The organism is Caldicoprobacter sp. (assembly GCF_047459465.1).
Lineage (GTDB): Bacteria > Bacillota > Clostridia > Caldicoprobacterales > Caldicoprobacteraceae > Caldicoprobacter.
In genome coordinates, this window is the sequence record NZ_VSCO01000032.1 from 1 (window position 1) to 15,728 (window position 15,728).

A 15,728-nucleotide genomic window follows, 5' to 3' on the forward strand; every position below is an offset into this window, starting at 1 on the left:
GACTCGTCTAAGGATAGCCTTCCTGACCTCCGCGTCATTCAAGAAAAAGGCGGTGTGGACGCGATATTTGTGTCCCATGCCCATCTGGATCATACCGGTGCCCTCCCTCTAATAAGCAGGGAGTATCCCCATGCTTCTATATATATGACCCATGCCACCAAAGACTTGGTGCGGGTCCTTCTTTACGATAGCTTGAAGATTATGGAACAGCAGGAAGGCGAGATACCTATATATGCAGAGGTCCATGTCAAGCAGATGATGGATAGGATAATATGTTTTTCGCCCGAATATGCCATACAGCCCTTCAAGGATGCAGAAATTAAGGTCACCTTCTATCATGCGGGACACATCGTCGGTGCAAGCTGCATTTACATCCAGGGCAAAGAGGGCAGCGCCTTCTATTCGGGGGACATATCGCTTACCAACCAGTATACGGTGAGCGGGGCTTCAATCCCCAAGCTCCGGCCCGATGTGGCCATACTGGAAGGCACTTACGGGGACAAGCTCCATGCCAATCGCCAGATGGAGGAGGAGCGTTTCATCCAGATGGTGGGTGAGGTAATAGATAGAGGTGGGAAGGTGCTGATACCCGCCTTTGCCATAGGGCGCGCTCAGGAGGTCATACTCATGCTGAGGCGGGCCATGAACAAGGGTAAACTGCCCAGGTTTAAGGTGTTTGTCGATGGCATGGTGCGGGAGGTATGTAGGGTATACCGCTTGAATCCCAATTATCTGCATAGCAGTTTAGCCAAGAGGGTGTGGAAAGATAAAGAGGTGTTCTTTGACGACTGGATACAGCCGGTGTCTGACAAGAGGGACAGGGAGGCTGTGGTGGGGCTTTCAGAGCCCTGCTGCATAATATCCAGCTCTGGCATGCTGACCGGCGGGCCGAGCCAGTGGTATGCAGAAAAGCTGGTGGGGGATGAAAACAACTTCATCGCCATAACAGGATATCAGGATGAGGAGGCTCCCGGCCGCCAGCTGCTCAACTTGGTGAACGCCCATTGCGAGGAGAGGTTTCTGGATCTGGGAGAAAGGCGGATCCCTGTCAGCTGCCAGCTTGACAAGTACAACTTATCTGCCCATGCTGATAAGATTGAACTTTTAGGGGTATTACACGCCCTTTCGCCTAGGCAGATCTTTCTAGTACATGGACAGGAAGAGGTCATACAGCATTTGGGGAAGGAGATGCAGGCCGATTTTCAAGGCAGAGTTTATGTGCCCAGAAACGGAGAGACCTATGATTTTCACATCAGGCGTCCAAGAATGCAGATTGAACGGGCTTTGATTCCTTCCCTCAATAGAGAGGGCATTCCTGAAGGCGAGGATATAGAGGTCCTGTGGAGACATATAATGGAACACGGTGGGCAAAAGAGGGCATACAGCCCCGAAGAGCTGTTCTACATCTGGTCGGGGAAGGAACCAGTGCAGGAAGGCGTAAGCCAGCTGAGCAGCATACTGCTGCATTCCGACTATTTTGAGCCCGATAGTTGGCGGCCTTTTTTGTACCGGCCGCTGTCTGAGGAGCGGGTCGCTCAGCGGCTCCAAAAACTTCAAGGCCCGATGGAGGTTAACCGCATGCTGGCGCTGGTTGATGAATATTTTCCGCCCGAGACGGGGCTGTATAAAAAGGGAGCCCGGTTTGAAGAAAAGGTTGCGCTGCTTTACTTCAAATTTCCAAAGGTGGCGGCTCAGAGGTATAGGGATGAAATTGAGCACTTTGAGAAGCTAACCGGATGGCGGGTCGAGCTTAACCGCGAGTGCAACCTTGAAGCTGCAGAAGACCTGCTTGTAAGCCTCCTGCCTGAAGGGGCCTATCTTTTGGGGAGTTTGTCGTATTACCGTGCTGAGGGATATTTTAAAGCTACCATTGAAGGGGATGTGGATGTAGAAGATATAAGGAGGCGGTTTGCAGAGGCTACCGGCCTTGATCTGATCATTGAAGGGCATGTAAAGCCTGATGCCTTTGAGCCCATAGCCGCACAGCCCGGGCAGATGGAGCAAAACAGGGCTTTCAGGCTTATAGAAGAAACTTTCGCGGGTAAGCCCCACAGGCTTTACAAAAAGGGGCTCAAACGGGACGAAAAAGGGCCCTATATAGAGTTGACTTTTATATCTCCCGAGATAGGTCAGCAGTACCGGGATGTCATATTGCAGCTGGAGAACAAAACGGGATGGCCTATGAGGATCAACCCCAATCCCAACCAGAACGAGGTCATCAAGCTCGCAAGGCGATTGCTGGAGCAAAGGGGACTGCGTTTGAAGAGGAATCCCGGCTTTTTTCAGCTGGAAAAGGAGGTTAGGGTTGTACCGATGGGCGATTGGGATTGCCAGGCCTTCGATGACGTTAAAAAGGAATTTGAATCTTGTACTGGCTACAAGCTGGTTATTGAGAAAAATTAACGCGATATATAAAATATTATATATGGGTTGTCTTTCCTGTTTATAATATTTGATTGTTAAGGGGAACCGGAACCAATTAAAGAAGTATGGGAATGGGGGTATATATATGAAAATAAGAAAGGCCATCATTCCGGCGGCAGGATTAGGAACCAGGTTTTTGCCGGCCACAAAAGCTCAGCCCAAAGAGATGTTGCCCATCGTCGATAAGCCTACCATACAGTACATAATAGAAGAGGCTATTGAGTCGGGAATAGAGGAATTTCTCATCGTTACCGGCAGAAACAAGAGGTCCATTGAGGACCATTTTGACCGTTCACTGGAGCTGGAAGAGGCCCTTCGCAAAAGCAATAGGGAAGACCTCCTCAAGCTGGTGGATGATATCTCAAATATGGTGGATATTCACTACATACGCCAAAAGGAGCCCAAGGGATTAGGGCATGCCATATACTGCGCTCGTTCCTTTATAGGGGATGAGCCCTTTGCCGTCTTATTGGGCGACGATATAGTCTACTCTAAAACCCCTTGTTTAAAGCAACTCATTGAGGTTTACAATGAATATAAGACTACTGTTCTTGGGTGCCAGCATGTGCCTAAGGAGGACGTTAGCAAGTACGGCATAGTCAACGGCATACCTATTGAAGACAGGGTTTACAAGGTTAAGGGGCTGGTTGAAAAGCCCGATCCCGATAAGGCGCCGTCCACCCTGGCCATTTTGGGGCGGTATATCATCACGCCCAGGATATTTTATCATCTGGCCAATACTCCGCCAGGGGTCGGGGGAGAGATACAGCTTACCGATGCACTGCAGGCTCTGGCTTCGGAAGAAGCCATATATGCCTATGAGTTTGAGGGTAAAAGATATGACGTGGGGCACAAGCTGGGCTACCTGCAGGCCACAGTGGAGTTTGCCCTTCGCAGGGAAGACCTCAAGGAGGAGTTTGGGCGTTATTTAAAAGGTTTGGTGGAAAGAGAATTGAGCGATATTTAAACCATGTCCACAGCCTGCGTAAATAAAACCTTCTTTTATGTTAAACAATAAAATCGTAAATCCTACGAGGTATGCCAGAAAAAGGGGGAAGTTTGGATGGATTATAGAGAGAGATACAGGCTATGGATGGAAAGCCCTGTAATAGATAAAGCCACAAAGGAAGAGCTGGCGACCATAGCGCACGATGAAAAGGAACTGGAGGACCGATTTTACAAGGACCTGGAGTTTGGCACCGGGGGACTTCGCGGGATCATAGGCGCGGGTTCCAACCGGATGAACAAGTATACCGTTCGCAGGGCCACCCAGGGCCTGGCCAATTATATAAAGAAGCAAGGGTCCCGAGCCATGAACAGAGGCGTCGTAATTGCCTATGACTCCAGAAGGATGTCAAAGGAATTTGCGTTGGAGACGGCCCTGGTTTTGAATGCCAATGGGATTAAAACTTACCTGTATGATGAACTGCAGCCTACCCCGGTGTTGTCGTTTAGCGTGAGGGAGCTGGGGGCTATAGCTGGAGTGGTCATAACGGCCAGCCATAATCCTCCCGCTTATAATGGCTACAAGGTGTATTGGGAGGATGGGGGACAGGTACCACCCAGCCGTTCCGAGGAAATCATAAAAGAAGTTTACGCCGTAGAGCGCTTTGAGGATATCAAAATCATCAGCAGGGAAGAGGCTGAGACCCGGGGGCTCTTTCACATTATAGGAGAAGATGTGCTGAGCCGCTATATCGAGAGGGTAAAGCAGCTATGCATAAATAAGGAGCTGGTCAAGGAGGTCGGTAAGGACCTCAAGATCGTTTATACTCCCTTGCATGGAACCGGCAATAAGCCGGTAAGGCGTGTGCTTGGGGAGCTGGGCTTTAAAAACGTCATGGTAGTTCCCGAACAGGAACTGCCTGATCCTGAATTTCGCACCGTGAAATATCCAAACCCCGAGGAGCCCGAAGCCTTTGCTTTGGCCATAGAGCTTGCCCAAAAACAGGGTGCTGACATAATAATAGGTACCGACCCGGATAGCGATAGGCTGGGAGTTGTGGTAAAGAATAGAGAGGGCAAATACGTAGTGCTGACCGGCAACCAGCTGGGTGCTTTGCTGGTCAACTACGTGCTTGGATCCCTGCAAAGAGCGGGCAGGCTGCCGCGCAACGGTGCTATAGTTAAGACAATCGTGACCAGCGAAATGGGGCGAGAGATTGCCAGGTCGTATGGCATCGAGACAGTAGATACTTATACCGGCTTTAAATTTATAGGCGAAAAGATCAAGGAATTTGAAGAGGCCGGGGATAAGGTGTTTTTGTTCGGCTATGAGGAGAGCTATGGCTATCTTGCAGGGGATTTTGTAAGGGACAAGGATGGCATTATAGCTTCCATGTTGGCTTGCGAAATGGCCGCTTATTATAAATCTAGGGGTATGACGCTGTATGATGGTTTAATGGAGCTGTGGGAAAGGTTCGGGTATTACCATGAAACTCAGAAATCGGTATATCTTGAAGGCAGGGAAGGCATGGAAAAGATAAAGGCCATCATGGAGAGCTTCCGCCAAAACCCGCCCCTCGAGGTAGGAGGAATAAAGGTTGATGTCATTAGGGATTACAAAGAGTTAAAGGCCTATCACCTGCAAGAGGACAAGGTGTTACCGATACCCATGTCTCAAACGTCTGATGTGTTGCGCTATACCCTGGTTGATGGTTCATGGTTTGCCTTAAGGCCATCTGGCACTGAGCCTAAGATAAAATTTTACTTCTCCACCGTAGGCAAAAGCCTCCAGGATGCTGAGGAGAAGATGAACAGGCTGGTAAATGGAGTGATGGCCAGGATTGAGTGATGGGGGGACGAATTTGAGGGAGATTGACACTTTTCTGTTTGATCTTGATGGGACGTTGCTTCCCATGGATATGGATGAGTTTACGCGGCTGTACTTTAAGGAATTGACGAAAACTTTTAGCGATTTGATAGAGCCCGAGCGCCTGGTCCAATATGTATGGGCGGCTACAAAGGACATGGTCAACAATGACGGACAACGCACAAACCAAGAGGTGTTTATGGAAAGCTTTTCCAAACTGGTGGGCCAGGACAAGATTGACGTATATAAAGAAAGGTTTGACGCCTTTTATGATCAAGGTTTTTTGAACACCCGGCAGTGCGTTAAAGACGTGCCATCCATGAGGGAGAGCGTACGTATATTGAGGGAAAAGGGGTATAGTGTAGCCATAGCTACAAATCCCCTTTTCCCCAAAAGAGCCATACTCCATAGAATTCGATGGGCAGGCTTTGAGCCGGAGGATTTCATATACATCTCGTGTTACGAGACCAATCGATTTTGTAAGCCCAATGTGGGCTTTTATCGAGAAGTGTTGAGAGATATCGGCAAACAACCCCATCAATGCATCATGGTGGGCAACGATGTACAGGAGGACCTGGTGGCTGCTTCCGTTGGTATGGCGACCTATTTGATCACCGATTACATGTTGCACAGGACGGGAGATCCTATTGAGTGCACTTATAAGGGTTCCTATGGGGATTTTTATGAGTTCGTAAAGCAGCTGCCTGCTGTTGGTAAACATAAAAGGGCCCGATAAGATGGGGGATCTTTTGCATAACGTGCATGCTTGATGGCTCCCAGAAGGTAAGAGGGGATGAGGCTATCTAGAAGATAGTCTTCCCCTTTTTTCGTTTTGAATATTTAGTAAATCCATAAGGGATAAAGGGAGTATAAAGGTTGTAGCGCAATTAAAATTGTGGTACAATTTCCTAAAGAAAGGCAAAGCGTTCAAACAGGAGGAAAAGTATGTGGTAAGGGTTAAAGTACCGGCTACTACAGCCAATATCGGACCGGGTTTTGATTGTTTGGGAATGGCAATTGATGTATACAACACTATAGAAGTCGAAGAATGCGATGAAGGGCTATACATAGAGGTGATGGGACAAGGTTGTCGTGAAATCCCTCGCGACCGTACCAACCTAGTGTATCGTTCCATGCAGAAGGTTTTTGATGAAGTATGCTATCGCCCCAAGGGCATACGAATGACCCTGATCAACGATATCCCCGTTGCTCGGGGATTGGGGAGTAGCGCCGCATGCATTGTGGGCGGTATGGTTGCCGCCAATGCCCTAAGCGGATTTAGGCTGGGCTTGCATGAGCTGATGAAGCTGGCTGTTCAGGTGGATGGGCATCCCGACAACGTGGTTCCTGCTCTAGTAGGCGGTATGACAGCAGCCTGTCTGGAAGGCGATGAGGTCTTATATGTAAAAATGGATCCTCCGCCGGGGATAAAGCTGGCTGTTATGATACCCGATTTTGAGTTAAATACTTCTAAAGCCAGGAGGGTACTCCCCGACGCCATACCCTTTAAGGATGTGGTGTTCAACATAAGCCGTACGGCCATTCTGGTTGCTGCGCTTTTGACCAGAAAGCTGGATATGCTTGCAGTTGCCACGCAGGACAGGTTGCATCAGCCTTATAGGAAAGCTCTGATTCCTCATTGGGACGACATATTTTCTTATGCTGGTAAATGGGGAGCAAAGGGCATATTTTTAAGCGGAGCAGGCCCTGCTGTTGTAGCCATTCTCGATGAGGGTAATGTAGCATTCATCGATAAGATGAAGGAGGCAGTTTCTGCTTTTCAGGAAAAGTGGGAGATACGAATGGTTGGCTTTTGTACCGGCGGCGTGGAGGTATCATGCATATAGGAATATAAAATGGCTTTGGATTTGTGATGGTTTGGAAATTGGACAAAGGGGTTTTGCTGATGCAAAGTAAAAATGAATTCATCGAGCAGCTTAAGCAACGGGGATATAAGCTTACCAAACAGCGGCAGGCCATACTGAACGCATTCATGGACCTGGAAAAGCCCTTGGCTACAGCCCAACACATCTTCGAGAAAGTTGCCGAGATAAATCCTGGTATCAACTTTTCCACCGTGTATAGAAACCTCGATGTACTGGTGCAGGAAGGCATAGCCCGTAAGATAATGTTTGATCAGGGCGCTGCCTATTACGAGCTGATAGATGGTAAACACCATCATCATTTAATCTGCAAAGGCTGTGGTAAAGTCCAGTGCGTGGAATATTGCCCCCTTGGGGATATGCCGATGAAGGAGGGCTTTGTTCCAATTGACCACAGCTTTGAAGTATTGGGGTTTTGCAAGGAATGCGTGCGGGCCAAATTGATGAACGATGAAAGGAGGAGAGAGAGGGAGTGATCATTTGGTATGTTGAAAAGGAGACGCCAGGATACGAGCTACATTGGGGGGTAAAGAGGGTACTGCATGAACGGCAGACCAGGTATCAAAGTTTGCGTGTGTTGGAGCTGGAGGATTATGGGCGCACCCTTATTCTGGACGACGCCATCCAAATTACAGAGAAGGATGAGTTCATCTATAACGAGATGATCGTCCATGTTCCGCTGCTTACCCACCCTTCTCCCAAACGGGTGCTTATAATAGGTGGAGGGGATGGAGGAGCGGCGCGTGAGGTGCTCAAACACAAAGAGGTAGAAGAGGTACACATGGTTGAGATCGATGGAGATGTAATCGATGCCGTGCGCCAGTTTTTCCCCGAAAACGCTTCTGTTTTTGACGATCCGCGGCTTTGCCTGTTCATACAGGACGGCCTCGAGTTTATTAAATCTAAAAAAGAGGAATACGATGTGATAGTAGTGGACTCTTCTGATCCCGTAGGGCCGGCGGTACAGCTGTTCGAACATCAATTTTACAGCGACTGTTTCAAGGCTTTAAAACCCGATGGGATTTTAAATGTCCAGTCGGGATCTCCTTTTTACAATAAGGATGTCATGAAAAGGGTAAAGAGGCTATTGAGCGGCCTATTCAAGTTCGTCAATCCATATCTGGCGTGTGTCCCTACTTATCCAGGCGGGCTATGGAGCTTTACCATGGCCTCCAATGCCTACCATTATTCAACAGCTGATTTAAGCCGAGCCGAGGGGCTCAATACCCGGTATTTTACCAAAGAGCTGTTCCATGCGTGTTTTGCGTTGCCTGCCTTCATAAACGACTTTCTCAATGCCGTCTAGCCTGGCGCTGTTTGAACGTTTATCTGCAAAGGATGATTGAGAGCGCTTTGCATGACTATTTTGCGGACGGGTGGTACTGGTGCATGAGGGACACAGGGAGAGGGTTAGGAATAGATTCCTCAATGAAGGTTTGGACAGCTTTGAACCCCATCAGATTTTGGAGCTTTTGCTTTTTTATTCGATACCCAGGAAGGATACCAACGAATTGGCCCATGCCCTGCTGAAAAGATATGGTTCTTTGTCGGCGGTGTTTGAAGCTGATCCGGCCGATTTGATGTCGGTTCCCGGCATTGGCAAGAACTCAGCCGTGCTATTGACGCTCATACCTTCCTTGGCCAGGATTTATTTTAAAGATAAATGGGGTAAGAAGCCCCGGCTGAATAACACTGCCAAGGCAGGGGAGTATTTGGTCGCACTGTTTTCTGGGAGGCAGTATGAGGCCTTCTATGTGGTGTGCCTAGATGCTCAAAACAGGGTCAATCACCCTTGCATGGTCCATGAGGGGACGATAGACCAGGCGCCCGTATATCCACGATTGATTGTAGAGGCTGCCCTGCGGCATCAGGCCCATAGCGTCATCCTGGCTCACAATCACCCCGGAGGATCGCTGGAACCTTCGCAGGCCGATTTAAACGTCACGCGCAAGATAGTTACTGCCCTTGAAGCCATATCCATAAGGGTATTGGATCACATCATAGTAGCCGATGGCAAATACTTTAGCTTTGCCGACCACGGACTTATATAGGGAATTATATACGGCATAGGGCTTTTGCTGGAAGGTTGGACAGACAGAAATATTGGGGCAATATACAGGAGTTAAAAGGCAAATTTGTGCATGGCACATAGTTATGAGTCTATTATAAATTTGGGAGGGGATAGGGATGAATGTGCTCATAAAAAATGGCAGGATACTTACCATGGCTGATAAAAACTACGACAGAGGGGACATATTGATTGAAGGGAGTAAGATCAAAAAAATAGCAGAACATATAGATCCTCCTGAAGGTTTTGAGGTAATCGATGCGCAAGGGATGTGGGTCATGCCCGGGATCGTGGATGCTCACTGCCATATAGGTATGTGGGAGGATGGAATAAGGGAGGAAGGGGCCGATGGGAATGAGATGACCGATCCCGTAACTCCGCATCTTAGGGCCATAGACGGCATAAATCCCGATGATAACAGCTTTCGTGAGGCCAGGGAACATGGGATTACTACTGTCGTTACCGGTCCGGGGAGCGCTAACGTCATAGGTGGGCAGTTTGCCGCTCTTAAGACCTATGGGCGCAGGGTGGATGACATGGTTATCAAGGCCCCGCTGGCGCTGAAGGTAGCCTTTGGCGAAAATCCCAAACGGGTATACGGCCAGCAGCATAAAGCCCCCTCTACCAGAATGGCGACTGCTGCCATATTGCGGCAGGCATTGATTCAAGCGCAGGAATACAAGCGCAAGTTAGAGCGTGGTCAGAAAGACCCTGATAAAATGCCGGATAGGGATCTTAAGATGGAGATACTGGTTAAAGTTTTGAACCGGGAGATACCCCTTAAGATCCATGCCCATCGAGCCGATGATATATTGACCGGCATAAGGATAGCCAAAGAATTCAACGTGGATTTTACGTTGGACCACTGTACCGAAGGCCACAGGATAGTAGATTTTCTGCTGGAGGAAAAGGCGAAGGTCATTGTAGGGCCGTTGCTTACGGAGCGCAGCAAGGTGGAGCTTAAAAACCTTACCTTCAAAGCGCCCGCTATTCTGTCAAAAGCAGGACTGAAAGTGGCCATCATGACCGATCATCCGGTAATACCTATACAGTATTTGCCGGTGTGCGCTGCCATAGCCGTGCGGGAAGGGATGGATGAGATGGAGGCCTTAAAGGCCATAACCATATATCCCGCTCAGATAACCGGTTTGGATGATAGGGTAGGAAGCCTGGAAGAGGGCAAGGATGCTGACGTGGTGATATTTGACGGCCATCCCCTGGATGTGCGTTCTAGGACGCAGTGGGTGTTCATCGACGGCAATTTGGTGTTCAAGAGGGAATAATGAGGGGAGCGTGATATTAGGCGTTGCCCCACATGTACCCACTGGCTATACTACACCACATAAAACAAAATGGGTGAAGGATTGCAGAAAAATGGGCAAATTTATGGAAACTAACGTTGCCGTATCCCAGATATCCGTAAAAAAGATACCGCTTTATCCTGTCATCATCTCGGTTGTTGTAGGCATGCAAAGAGTTTAGGTTGCTTACAGCCCTTTCAAGGGTGGGAAATAGAAAGCTTACTGTCACTCGCTTTAGACAAGTTCTGGTTCAAAAAAGTACTTGCTAAGTTAGTAGCAATCAGCTATAATTATGGCAAACAAATTGAATATGATGGCTATGGAGGACTATCTTCGGGGCAGGGTGAAATTCCCGACCGGCGGTAAAGCCCGCGAGTCCCTCGAAGAGGGATTGATCCGGTGAAATTCCGGAGCCGACAGTTACAGTCTGGATGGGAGAAGATAGTGTTATTGTGTCTGGCATACAAAAAGCTCCCGATGATAGTGTCGGGAGCTTTTTTAATCCAAATTCAGGTTACGGGAGGAGAGTGGTTTATGCCCAACACAAAATGTAATGGCGCTACAAGGTTAAATTTCAAAGTCCGGGATATTGCCAAAATCTCGTTGCTTTCAGCCATTGCCTTTTTACTTATGGTATTTCTCGAGTTTCCCCTGCCGCTTTTCCCAGCCTTTCTCAAATTTGATTTAAGTGATCTGCCTGCCCTGGTAGGCGGGTTTGCCATGGGGCCACTGACAGGTATTATAATAGAGTTCCTCAAGAATTTGCTTCATTTCCTTTTTAGGAGTACCACTGGCGGCGTTGGCAACCTGGCCAACTTCATAGTAGGAATTGGATTTGTGGTTCCGGCTTCTATGGTGTATTCAGCCAATAGGACCAAAAAGGGAGCGCTGATGGGAATGGCGGTAGGTACTATAGCCATGACTTTGTTGGCCTCCTTGGCCAACTATTACGTCCTAATACCCCTGTATGCAAAGGTATATTCCATGGATGCCATATTGAACATGATGTCTCAGGCCAATAAAGCAATAGTCGATTTAAAGACATATATAGTATATGCTGTTATCCCCTTTAATATCCTAAAGGCGGTAGTGGTATCGGTAATTACCCTGCTCATATATAAAAAGGTATCGCCAATCCTTCGCAGATAGTTAGGTATATGGGTGCAATGCTCCCCGTTTCTGTGAGACGGGGGCTTTTTATTTTAGCCCGTTCTTGTTATGCCATATTTTTAAGGTTATAATATAAAGACGTGATAATCATTTTTGCAAGGAATGGTGTTTTATGGTGGCGTTTGTGACGCATTCGGAGCAGGAAACTGTCGAACTTGGCCAAAAGATGGGTAAGCTGCTGAATGCAGGGGACATTGTGCTTTTATATGGCGGCCTGGGTGCAGGCAAAACGGTCTTGACCAGAGGCATCGCTCTGGGCTTGGGAGCCAGGGACATGGTTACAAGCCCTACCTATACGCTGATGCACAGGTATGAAGGCAAGGTGCCGGTTTATCACTTCGATCTGTATCGGTTAAGCGGGCCGGACGAGGTGTTGGACTTAGGATATGAGGAATTTTTTTACGGCGATGGGGTGTCCATAGTGGAGTGGCCCGAGCGCTTGGAATACCTTTGCCCAGAGGAGTACGTGCGGGTGGAGATAGAAATTGCTGGAGAGGGAAAGCGTGAGATCACTGTGGATGCGGTGGGGGACCGATACTTGAGATTTGAAAAGGAGCTGAAGGGTATATGAGGGTGCTGGCGGTGGAAACTTCTTCTGCTGTCATTTCGGTGGCCATAGTGGATGAACAAAGGTTGCTGGCGGAATACATATTGAATCAGGAGCGAAATCACTCTCAAAAATTGGTGCCGGCGGTGGAGCAGGTTTTGGAGGATGCTTCACTGGCGTTGAAAGACATAGACGTCTTTGGGGTGGCGTACGGTCCTGGTTCCTTTACAGGGTTGCGTATTGGGGTGGCCACCGTCAAGGGATTGGCCCAGGCGCTCAACAAGCCGGTGGTGGGGATTCCTACCCTTGATGGCTTGGCCTTTAATTTGGCAGGTGCTGGGGGGCTGATCTGTCCCATAATGGATGCCAGGCGTGCTCAGGTTTATACATCGGTATATAGGTGGAGCGGAGATAGGCTGGAGCGCATGGAAGATTATATGGCCGTATCCATTGAAAAACTGATGGAGGTGCTCAACGGGTGGAATGAGCCCGTATACTTTTGCGGCGATGGGATATTTGCTTACAGAAGCGTTATAGAGGAGAAAATGGGCGGCCGGGCTATGTTTGCGCCTCCAACCCATGCTATGCAGAGGGCTTCCTCCGTCGCATGGTTAGCCCTTGAAAGGGCGCTGGCAGGGGATACGCAAAACTACTGGGAGTTACAGCCTTTTTATCTGCGCAAATCGCAGGCCGAGCAGAGGTTTAAAAAGTGCGGCAAGGAGGACGGTCGTTAGTGGAGTACGTTATTCGCCCAATTAGGCCTACTGATATAGATGCGGTATGGGAGATAGAGAAGATGTGCTTTTCAGTTCCATGGTCCAGGCAATCCTTTGTGCTCGAAGTGGAAAAGAATGGATGTGCCAGGTATGTGGTGGCTGAGCATTCGGGAACAGTGGTGGGGTATGGGGGAATGTGGCTTGTAGTAGACGAAGCCCACATAACCAACATAGCGGTACACCCATTGTTTCGTAGGAAGGGGATAGGCCAGGCAATCCTTAAAGCTTTGATGGCAGAAGCCCACAGAATTGGGATAGACAAGATGACGCTAGAGGTCAGGGCTTCCAATATAGCGGCTCAAAGCTTGTATAAGAAATTGGGGTTTGTGGAGGTAGGTGTGCGAAAGGGGTATTATAGCGATAACGCTGAAGATGCCATTATAATGTGGAATTTCAGCATAAGCCATACACTGAAGTTGATACAGGGAGGATAAGGCCATGATGAGCCAAACCATGAAATCAAGGGCATTAATATTTTTAGTCTCTTTGACGATAGCATTTTTGCTGGCCTTCATACTTCTGCTCAGCTGCATAGAAATTTCTGCTTTTGACCTTAATTTTTACTGCGCCGAATATGAGAAGCTGAAACGTCCCGAGGAAATTGGTATATCCCAACAGGAGTTGATGGAGGTCACTCAAGCCCTTTTGGATTATATAAGAGGGAAGAGGCCTGACTTAAACGTGAAAGCCGTCATTAAGGGGCAGGAGAGATACGTGTTCAATGAGCGGGAAATAGCCCATATGGTGGACGTCAGGGAATTGTTCATGAGAGGATATCAGTTGCGGAGGATTTTAATCATTGTATTGGTTTTTTTGCTGATCATACTCTATATATTGATCAAGAAGGATATGATAAGGTGGCTATTTAAAGCCCATTTGCTTTTGCTAGCTTTTTTGCTTATAATAGGTGGAGTTTTGCTGTGGCTGATAAACCAGGATTTTACGCCCTACTGGAATTACTTTCATTATATTTTCTTTGATAATGACCTTTGGTTGCTTGATCCGCAGGTTGACGTTCTCATACAGATAGTGCCTGAGAAATTTTTCTATGACATAGTTGTTAGGATAATGACGCATTTCATTTTGGGAATGCTGGCTGTGGGTGCCCTGCTTGGTGGGATTTATACATGGTTAAATGGGTTAAAACGGGAAAAGGGATAGGGGTGAGTTTGCGCCCTATCCCTTGGTCGTATTAAGTAGGAAATTGATTTTTTGCGGGTAGGGTTTGTTGATCGTCAACCTTCGTTGCTGAAAATTTTAAACCCTCCGCAGAAGCAAAATAGGATGATCAAGACGAGGATGAGGGAGAACAAATCATCGTCGAAAGAGCATTTCCCTCCATCGCTGAAAAGCAATAACAGTAAAATAAGTATCAGTATGCTGCTATCGCCGCCGAAAAAATTAAAGAGATTGGCCACCTACCATCACTCCTTTTATTAACTTCAATATCATGTTATGTGTGATTTGCTAGAGTGTTACATTTTAGGATGGAAAAAATGAAGGTTTAGTTTTAAGGAGGCAATATTCATGGCGTATTTTGATGATGTAAAAGAAAGGCTTGAGGCGTTAAGACATAAAGATGAAATAATCATTTTGGGCATAGAGACTTCCTGCGATGAGACCTCTGCAGCCGTCGTAAAAAACGGCCGTATGGTGCTTAGCAACAAAATCTCATCCCAAGTTGGGCTGCACAGGCAGTATGGGGGCGTGGTACCCGAGATAGCCTCGCGGAAGCACGTGGAGGTGATAAGCCCCATAATCGATCAGGCGCTGGAGGAAGCAGGGGTGGGGATTAATGATCTGGATTGCATTGCCGTTACCTTCGGGCCAGGACTGGTAGGTGCACTGCTGGTGGGGCTGTCGGTCGCCAAAGCCCTGGCTTATGCCCTGCGCCTGCCCCTGGTGGGCGTTGACCATATCGAGGGGCATATAAGCGCCAATTATATTGCGCACCCCCAACTGGAACCGCCTTTTCTCTGCCTGGTGGTGTCGGGTGGGCATACGCATCTGATATGGGTCAAGGATTACGGTGAGTATGCCCTAATAGGGCAAACCCGTGATGATGCGGCAGGGGAGGCTTACGATAAGGTGGCTAGGGCCTTGGGCTTGAGCTACCCCGGCGGGCCGGCCATCGATTCCATAGCAAGGCAGGGCAACCCAGAGGCGGTACAGTTCCCTCGGGCCTACATGGAGGGAGATAACTTTGATTTTAGCTTCAGCGGGCTTAAGACGGCGGTACTCAACTACCTCAATACCCTGGAGCAGCGTGACCAAAGCTACAGCATTGCCGACATTGCAGCCAGCTTTCAGCAGGCAGTGGTGGACGTCTTGGTTGACAAGACCATCGCAGCCGCTCAAAAAATAGGGACGACCAAAATAGCCCTGGCAGGAGGCGTAGCTGCCAATTCTTCCCTCAGGGAACGCATGAGGCAAAAAGCCCAGGAATGCGGTTTTGAACTTTACTATCCTCCACCGGTGCTGTGTACTGATAATGCCGCCATGATAGCCTGCGCGGCCTATTATAACCTCATGAAGGGAAAGATACATGACCTATTTCTAACTGTGGAGCCCAGCTTTTCCAACATCGTGAATGGCCATGCCCAATGTGGATAATGTGGTCAAGAAATATGTGAATAGTGTGGACATTTTGGGGAAATGGCTACAGCAAGCCCACAGCGATTGTGGATAACTATGTGGATAATGTGAATATTTCAGAAAAATCATTATATTCTTTATTGTCGATATTT

At 48.2% G+C, this 15,728-nt stretch carries 16 protein-coding genes and 1 riboswitch; of the genes, 15 read left to right on the forward strand and 1 reads right to left on the reverse strand.

Features of this window, described 5'->3' with window-relative positions:
- The 14 genes from FWJ59_RS03640 to FWJ59_RS03705 all read left to right on the forward strand — a co-directional run.
- Positions 1–2,403 (forward strand): MBL fold metallo-hydrolase (locus FWJ59_RS03640; RefSeq protein ID WP_414480629.1); only part of this gene is annotated, 2,403 nt, incomplete at its 5' end.
- 106 nt (positions 2,404–2,509) lie between these two features.
- Positions 2,510–3,391 carry a UTP--glucose-1-phosphate uridylyltransferase GalU gene (galU, locus tag FWJ59_RS03645; protein ID WP_414480630.1) on the forward strand — a complete coding sequence of 294 codons (882 nt, stop codon included), beginning with the start codon at positions 2,510–2,512 and terminating at the stop codon, positions 3,389–3,391.
- A gap of 96 nt (positions 3,392–3,487) precedes the next feature.
- Complete coding sequence (locus FWJ59_RS03650; RefSeq protein ID WP_414480631.1) at positions 3,488–5,218, forward strand: phospho-sugar mutase; 1,731 nt, start codon at positions 3,488–3,490, stop codon at positions 5,216–5,218.
- 13 nt (positions 5,219–5,231) lie between these two features.
- Entirely contained in the window at positions 5,232–5,972 is a 741-nt protein-coding gene (locus FWJ59_RS03655; RefSeq protein WP_414480632.1) for an HAD family hydrolase, read from the forward strand.
- Between the two features lie 211 nt (positions 5,973–6,183).
- On the forward strand, positions 6,184–7,083 hold the full coding sequence (gene thrB / locus FWJ59_RS03660; RefSeq protein WP_414480633.1) for a homoserine kinase: 900 nt from the start codon (positions 6,184–6,186) through the stop codon (positions 7,081–7,083).
- Positions 7,084–7,142: 59 nt separating this feature from the next.
- Positions 7,143–7,595, forward strand: coding sequence for a Fur family transcriptional regulator (locus tag FWJ59_RS03665; protein ID WP_414480634.1), 453 nt, complete (start codon positions 7,143–7,145; stop codon positions 7,593–7,595).
- Positions 7,592–8,425 carry a polyamine aminopropyltransferase gene (speE, locus tag FWJ59_RS03670; protein WP_414480635.1) on the forward strand — a complete coding sequence of 278 codons (834 nt, stop codon included), beginning with the start codon at positions 7,592–7,594 and terminating at the stop codon, positions 8,423–8,425. Before FWJ59_RS03665 ends, speE begins: the two co-directional genes overlap by 4 nt.
- Before the next feature lie 76 nt (positions 8,426–8,501).
- Positions 8,502–9,170, forward strand: coding sequence for a RadC family protein (gene radC, locus FWJ59_RS03675; RefSeq protein ID WP_414480644.1), 669 nt, complete (start codon positions 8,502–8,504; stop codon positions 9,168–9,170).
- 136 nt (positions 9,171–9,306) lie between these two features.
- Entirely contained in the window at positions 9,307–10,470 is a 1,164-nt protein-coding gene (locus FWJ59_RS03680; protein ID WP_414480636.1) for an amidohydrolase, read from the forward strand.
- A 343-nt stretch (positions 10,471–10,813) separates the two neighbouring features.
- Positions 10,814–10,935, forward strand: a riboswitch (FMN riboswitch).
- Positions 10,936–11,022: 87 nt separating this feature from the next.
- On the forward strand, positions 11,023–11,637 hold the full coding sequence (locus tag FWJ59_RS03685) for an ECF transporter S component (protein ID WP_414480637.1): 615 nt from the start codon (positions 11,023–11,025) through the stop codon (positions 11,635–11,637).
- Positions 11,638–11,770: 133 nt separating this feature from the next.
- Positions 11,771–12,229 (forward strand): tRNA (adenosine(37)-N6)-threonylcarbamoyltransferase complex ATPase subunit type 1 TsaE, encoded by a 459-nt coding sequence (gene tsaE / locus FWJ59_RS03690; protein WP_414480638.1) that lies wholly within the window; start codon positions 11,771–11,773, stop codon positions 12,227–12,229.
- Positions 12,226–12,939, forward strand: a complete 714-nt coding sequence (tsaB, locus tag FWJ59_RS03695) for a tRNA (adenosine(37)-N6)-threonylcarbamoyltransferase complex dimerization subunit type 1 TsaB (RefSeq protein ID WP_414480639.1) — start codon at positions 12,226–12,228, stop codon at positions 12,937–12,939. The genes tsaE and tsaB overlap by 4 nt, the downstream gene beginning before the upstream one ends.
- Complete coding sequence (rimI, locus tag FWJ59_RS03700; RefSeq protein ID WP_414480640.1) at positions 12,939–13,415, forward strand: ribosomal protein S18-alanine N-acetyltransferase; 477 nt, start codon at positions 12,939–12,941, stop codon at positions 13,413–13,415. The genes tsaB and rimI overlap by 1 nt, the downstream gene beginning before the upstream one ends.
- Positions 13,416–13,419: 4 nt before the next feature.
- On the forward strand, positions 13,420–14,142 hold the full coding sequence (locus tag FWJ59_RS03705) for a TIGR01906 family membrane protein (RefSeq protein ID WP_414480641.1): 723 nt from the start codon (positions 13,420–13,422) through the stop codon (positions 14,140–14,142).
- A 74-nt stretch (positions 14,143–14,216) separates the two neighbouring features.
- On the opposite strand, the gene FWJ59_RS03710 is transcribed toward FWJ59_RS03705, so the two are convergent.
- The gene (locus tag FWJ59_RS03710; RefSeq protein WP_414480642.1) at positions 14,217–14,399 is read right to left on the reverse strand and encodes a hypothetical protein; all 183 of its coding nucleotides are present in this window, start codon (positions 14,397–14,399) and stop codon (positions 14,217–14,219) included.
- 109 nt (positions 14,400–14,508) lie between these two features.
- Here FWJ59_RS03710 and tsaD point away from each other — a divergent pair, with 109 nt between their 5' ends.
- Positions 14,509–15,594 (forward strand): tRNA (adenosine(37)-N6)-threonylcarbamoyltransferase complex transferase subunit TsaD, encoded by a 1,086-nt coding sequence (gene tsaD / locus FWJ59_RS03715; RefSeq protein ID WP_414480643.1) that lies wholly within the window; start codon positions 14,509–14,511, stop codon positions 15,592–15,594.
- Positions 15,595–15,728 lie beyond the last annotated feature (134 nt).

Excerpts from the sequence above, each read along its gene's own strand:
- tsaE (WP_414480638.1), top strand. The coding sequence starts at position 11,771 with ATGGTGGCGTTTGTGACGCATTCGGAGCAGGAAACTGTCGAACTTGGC.
- FWJ59_RS03685 (WP_414480637.1), top strand. The coding sequence starts at position 11,023 with ATGCCCAACACAAAATGTAATGGCGCTACAAGGTTAAATTTCAAAGTC.
- tsaD (WP_414480643.1), top strand. The coding sequence starts at position 14,509 with ATGGCGTATTTTGATGATGTAAAAGAAAGGCTTGAGGCGTTAAGACAT.
- FWJ59_RS03650 (WP_414480631.1), top strand. The coding sequence starts at position 3,488 with ATGGATTATAGAGAGAGATACAGGCTATGGATGGAAAGCCCTGTAATA.
- galU (WP_414480630.1), top strand. The coding sequence starts at position 2,510 with ATGAAAATAAGAAAGGCCATCATTCCGGCGGCAGGATTAGGAACCAGG.
- FWJ59_RS03705 (WP_414480641.1), top strand. The coding sequence starts at position 13,420 with ATGATGAGCCAAACCATGAAATCAAGGGCATTAATATTTTTAGTCTCT.
- tsaB (WP_414480639.1), top strand. The coding sequence starts at position 12,226 with ATGAGGGTGCTGGCGGTGGAAACTTCTTCTGCTGTCATTTCGGTGGCC.
- FWJ59_RS03680 (WP_414480636.1), top strand. The coding sequence starts at position 9,307 with ATGAATGTGCTCATAAAAAATGGCAGGATACTTACCATGGCTGATAAA.
- FWJ59_RS03665 (WP_414480634.1), top strand. The coding sequence starts at position 7,143 with ATGCAAAGTAAAAATGAATTCATCGAGCAGCTTAAGCAACGGGGATAT.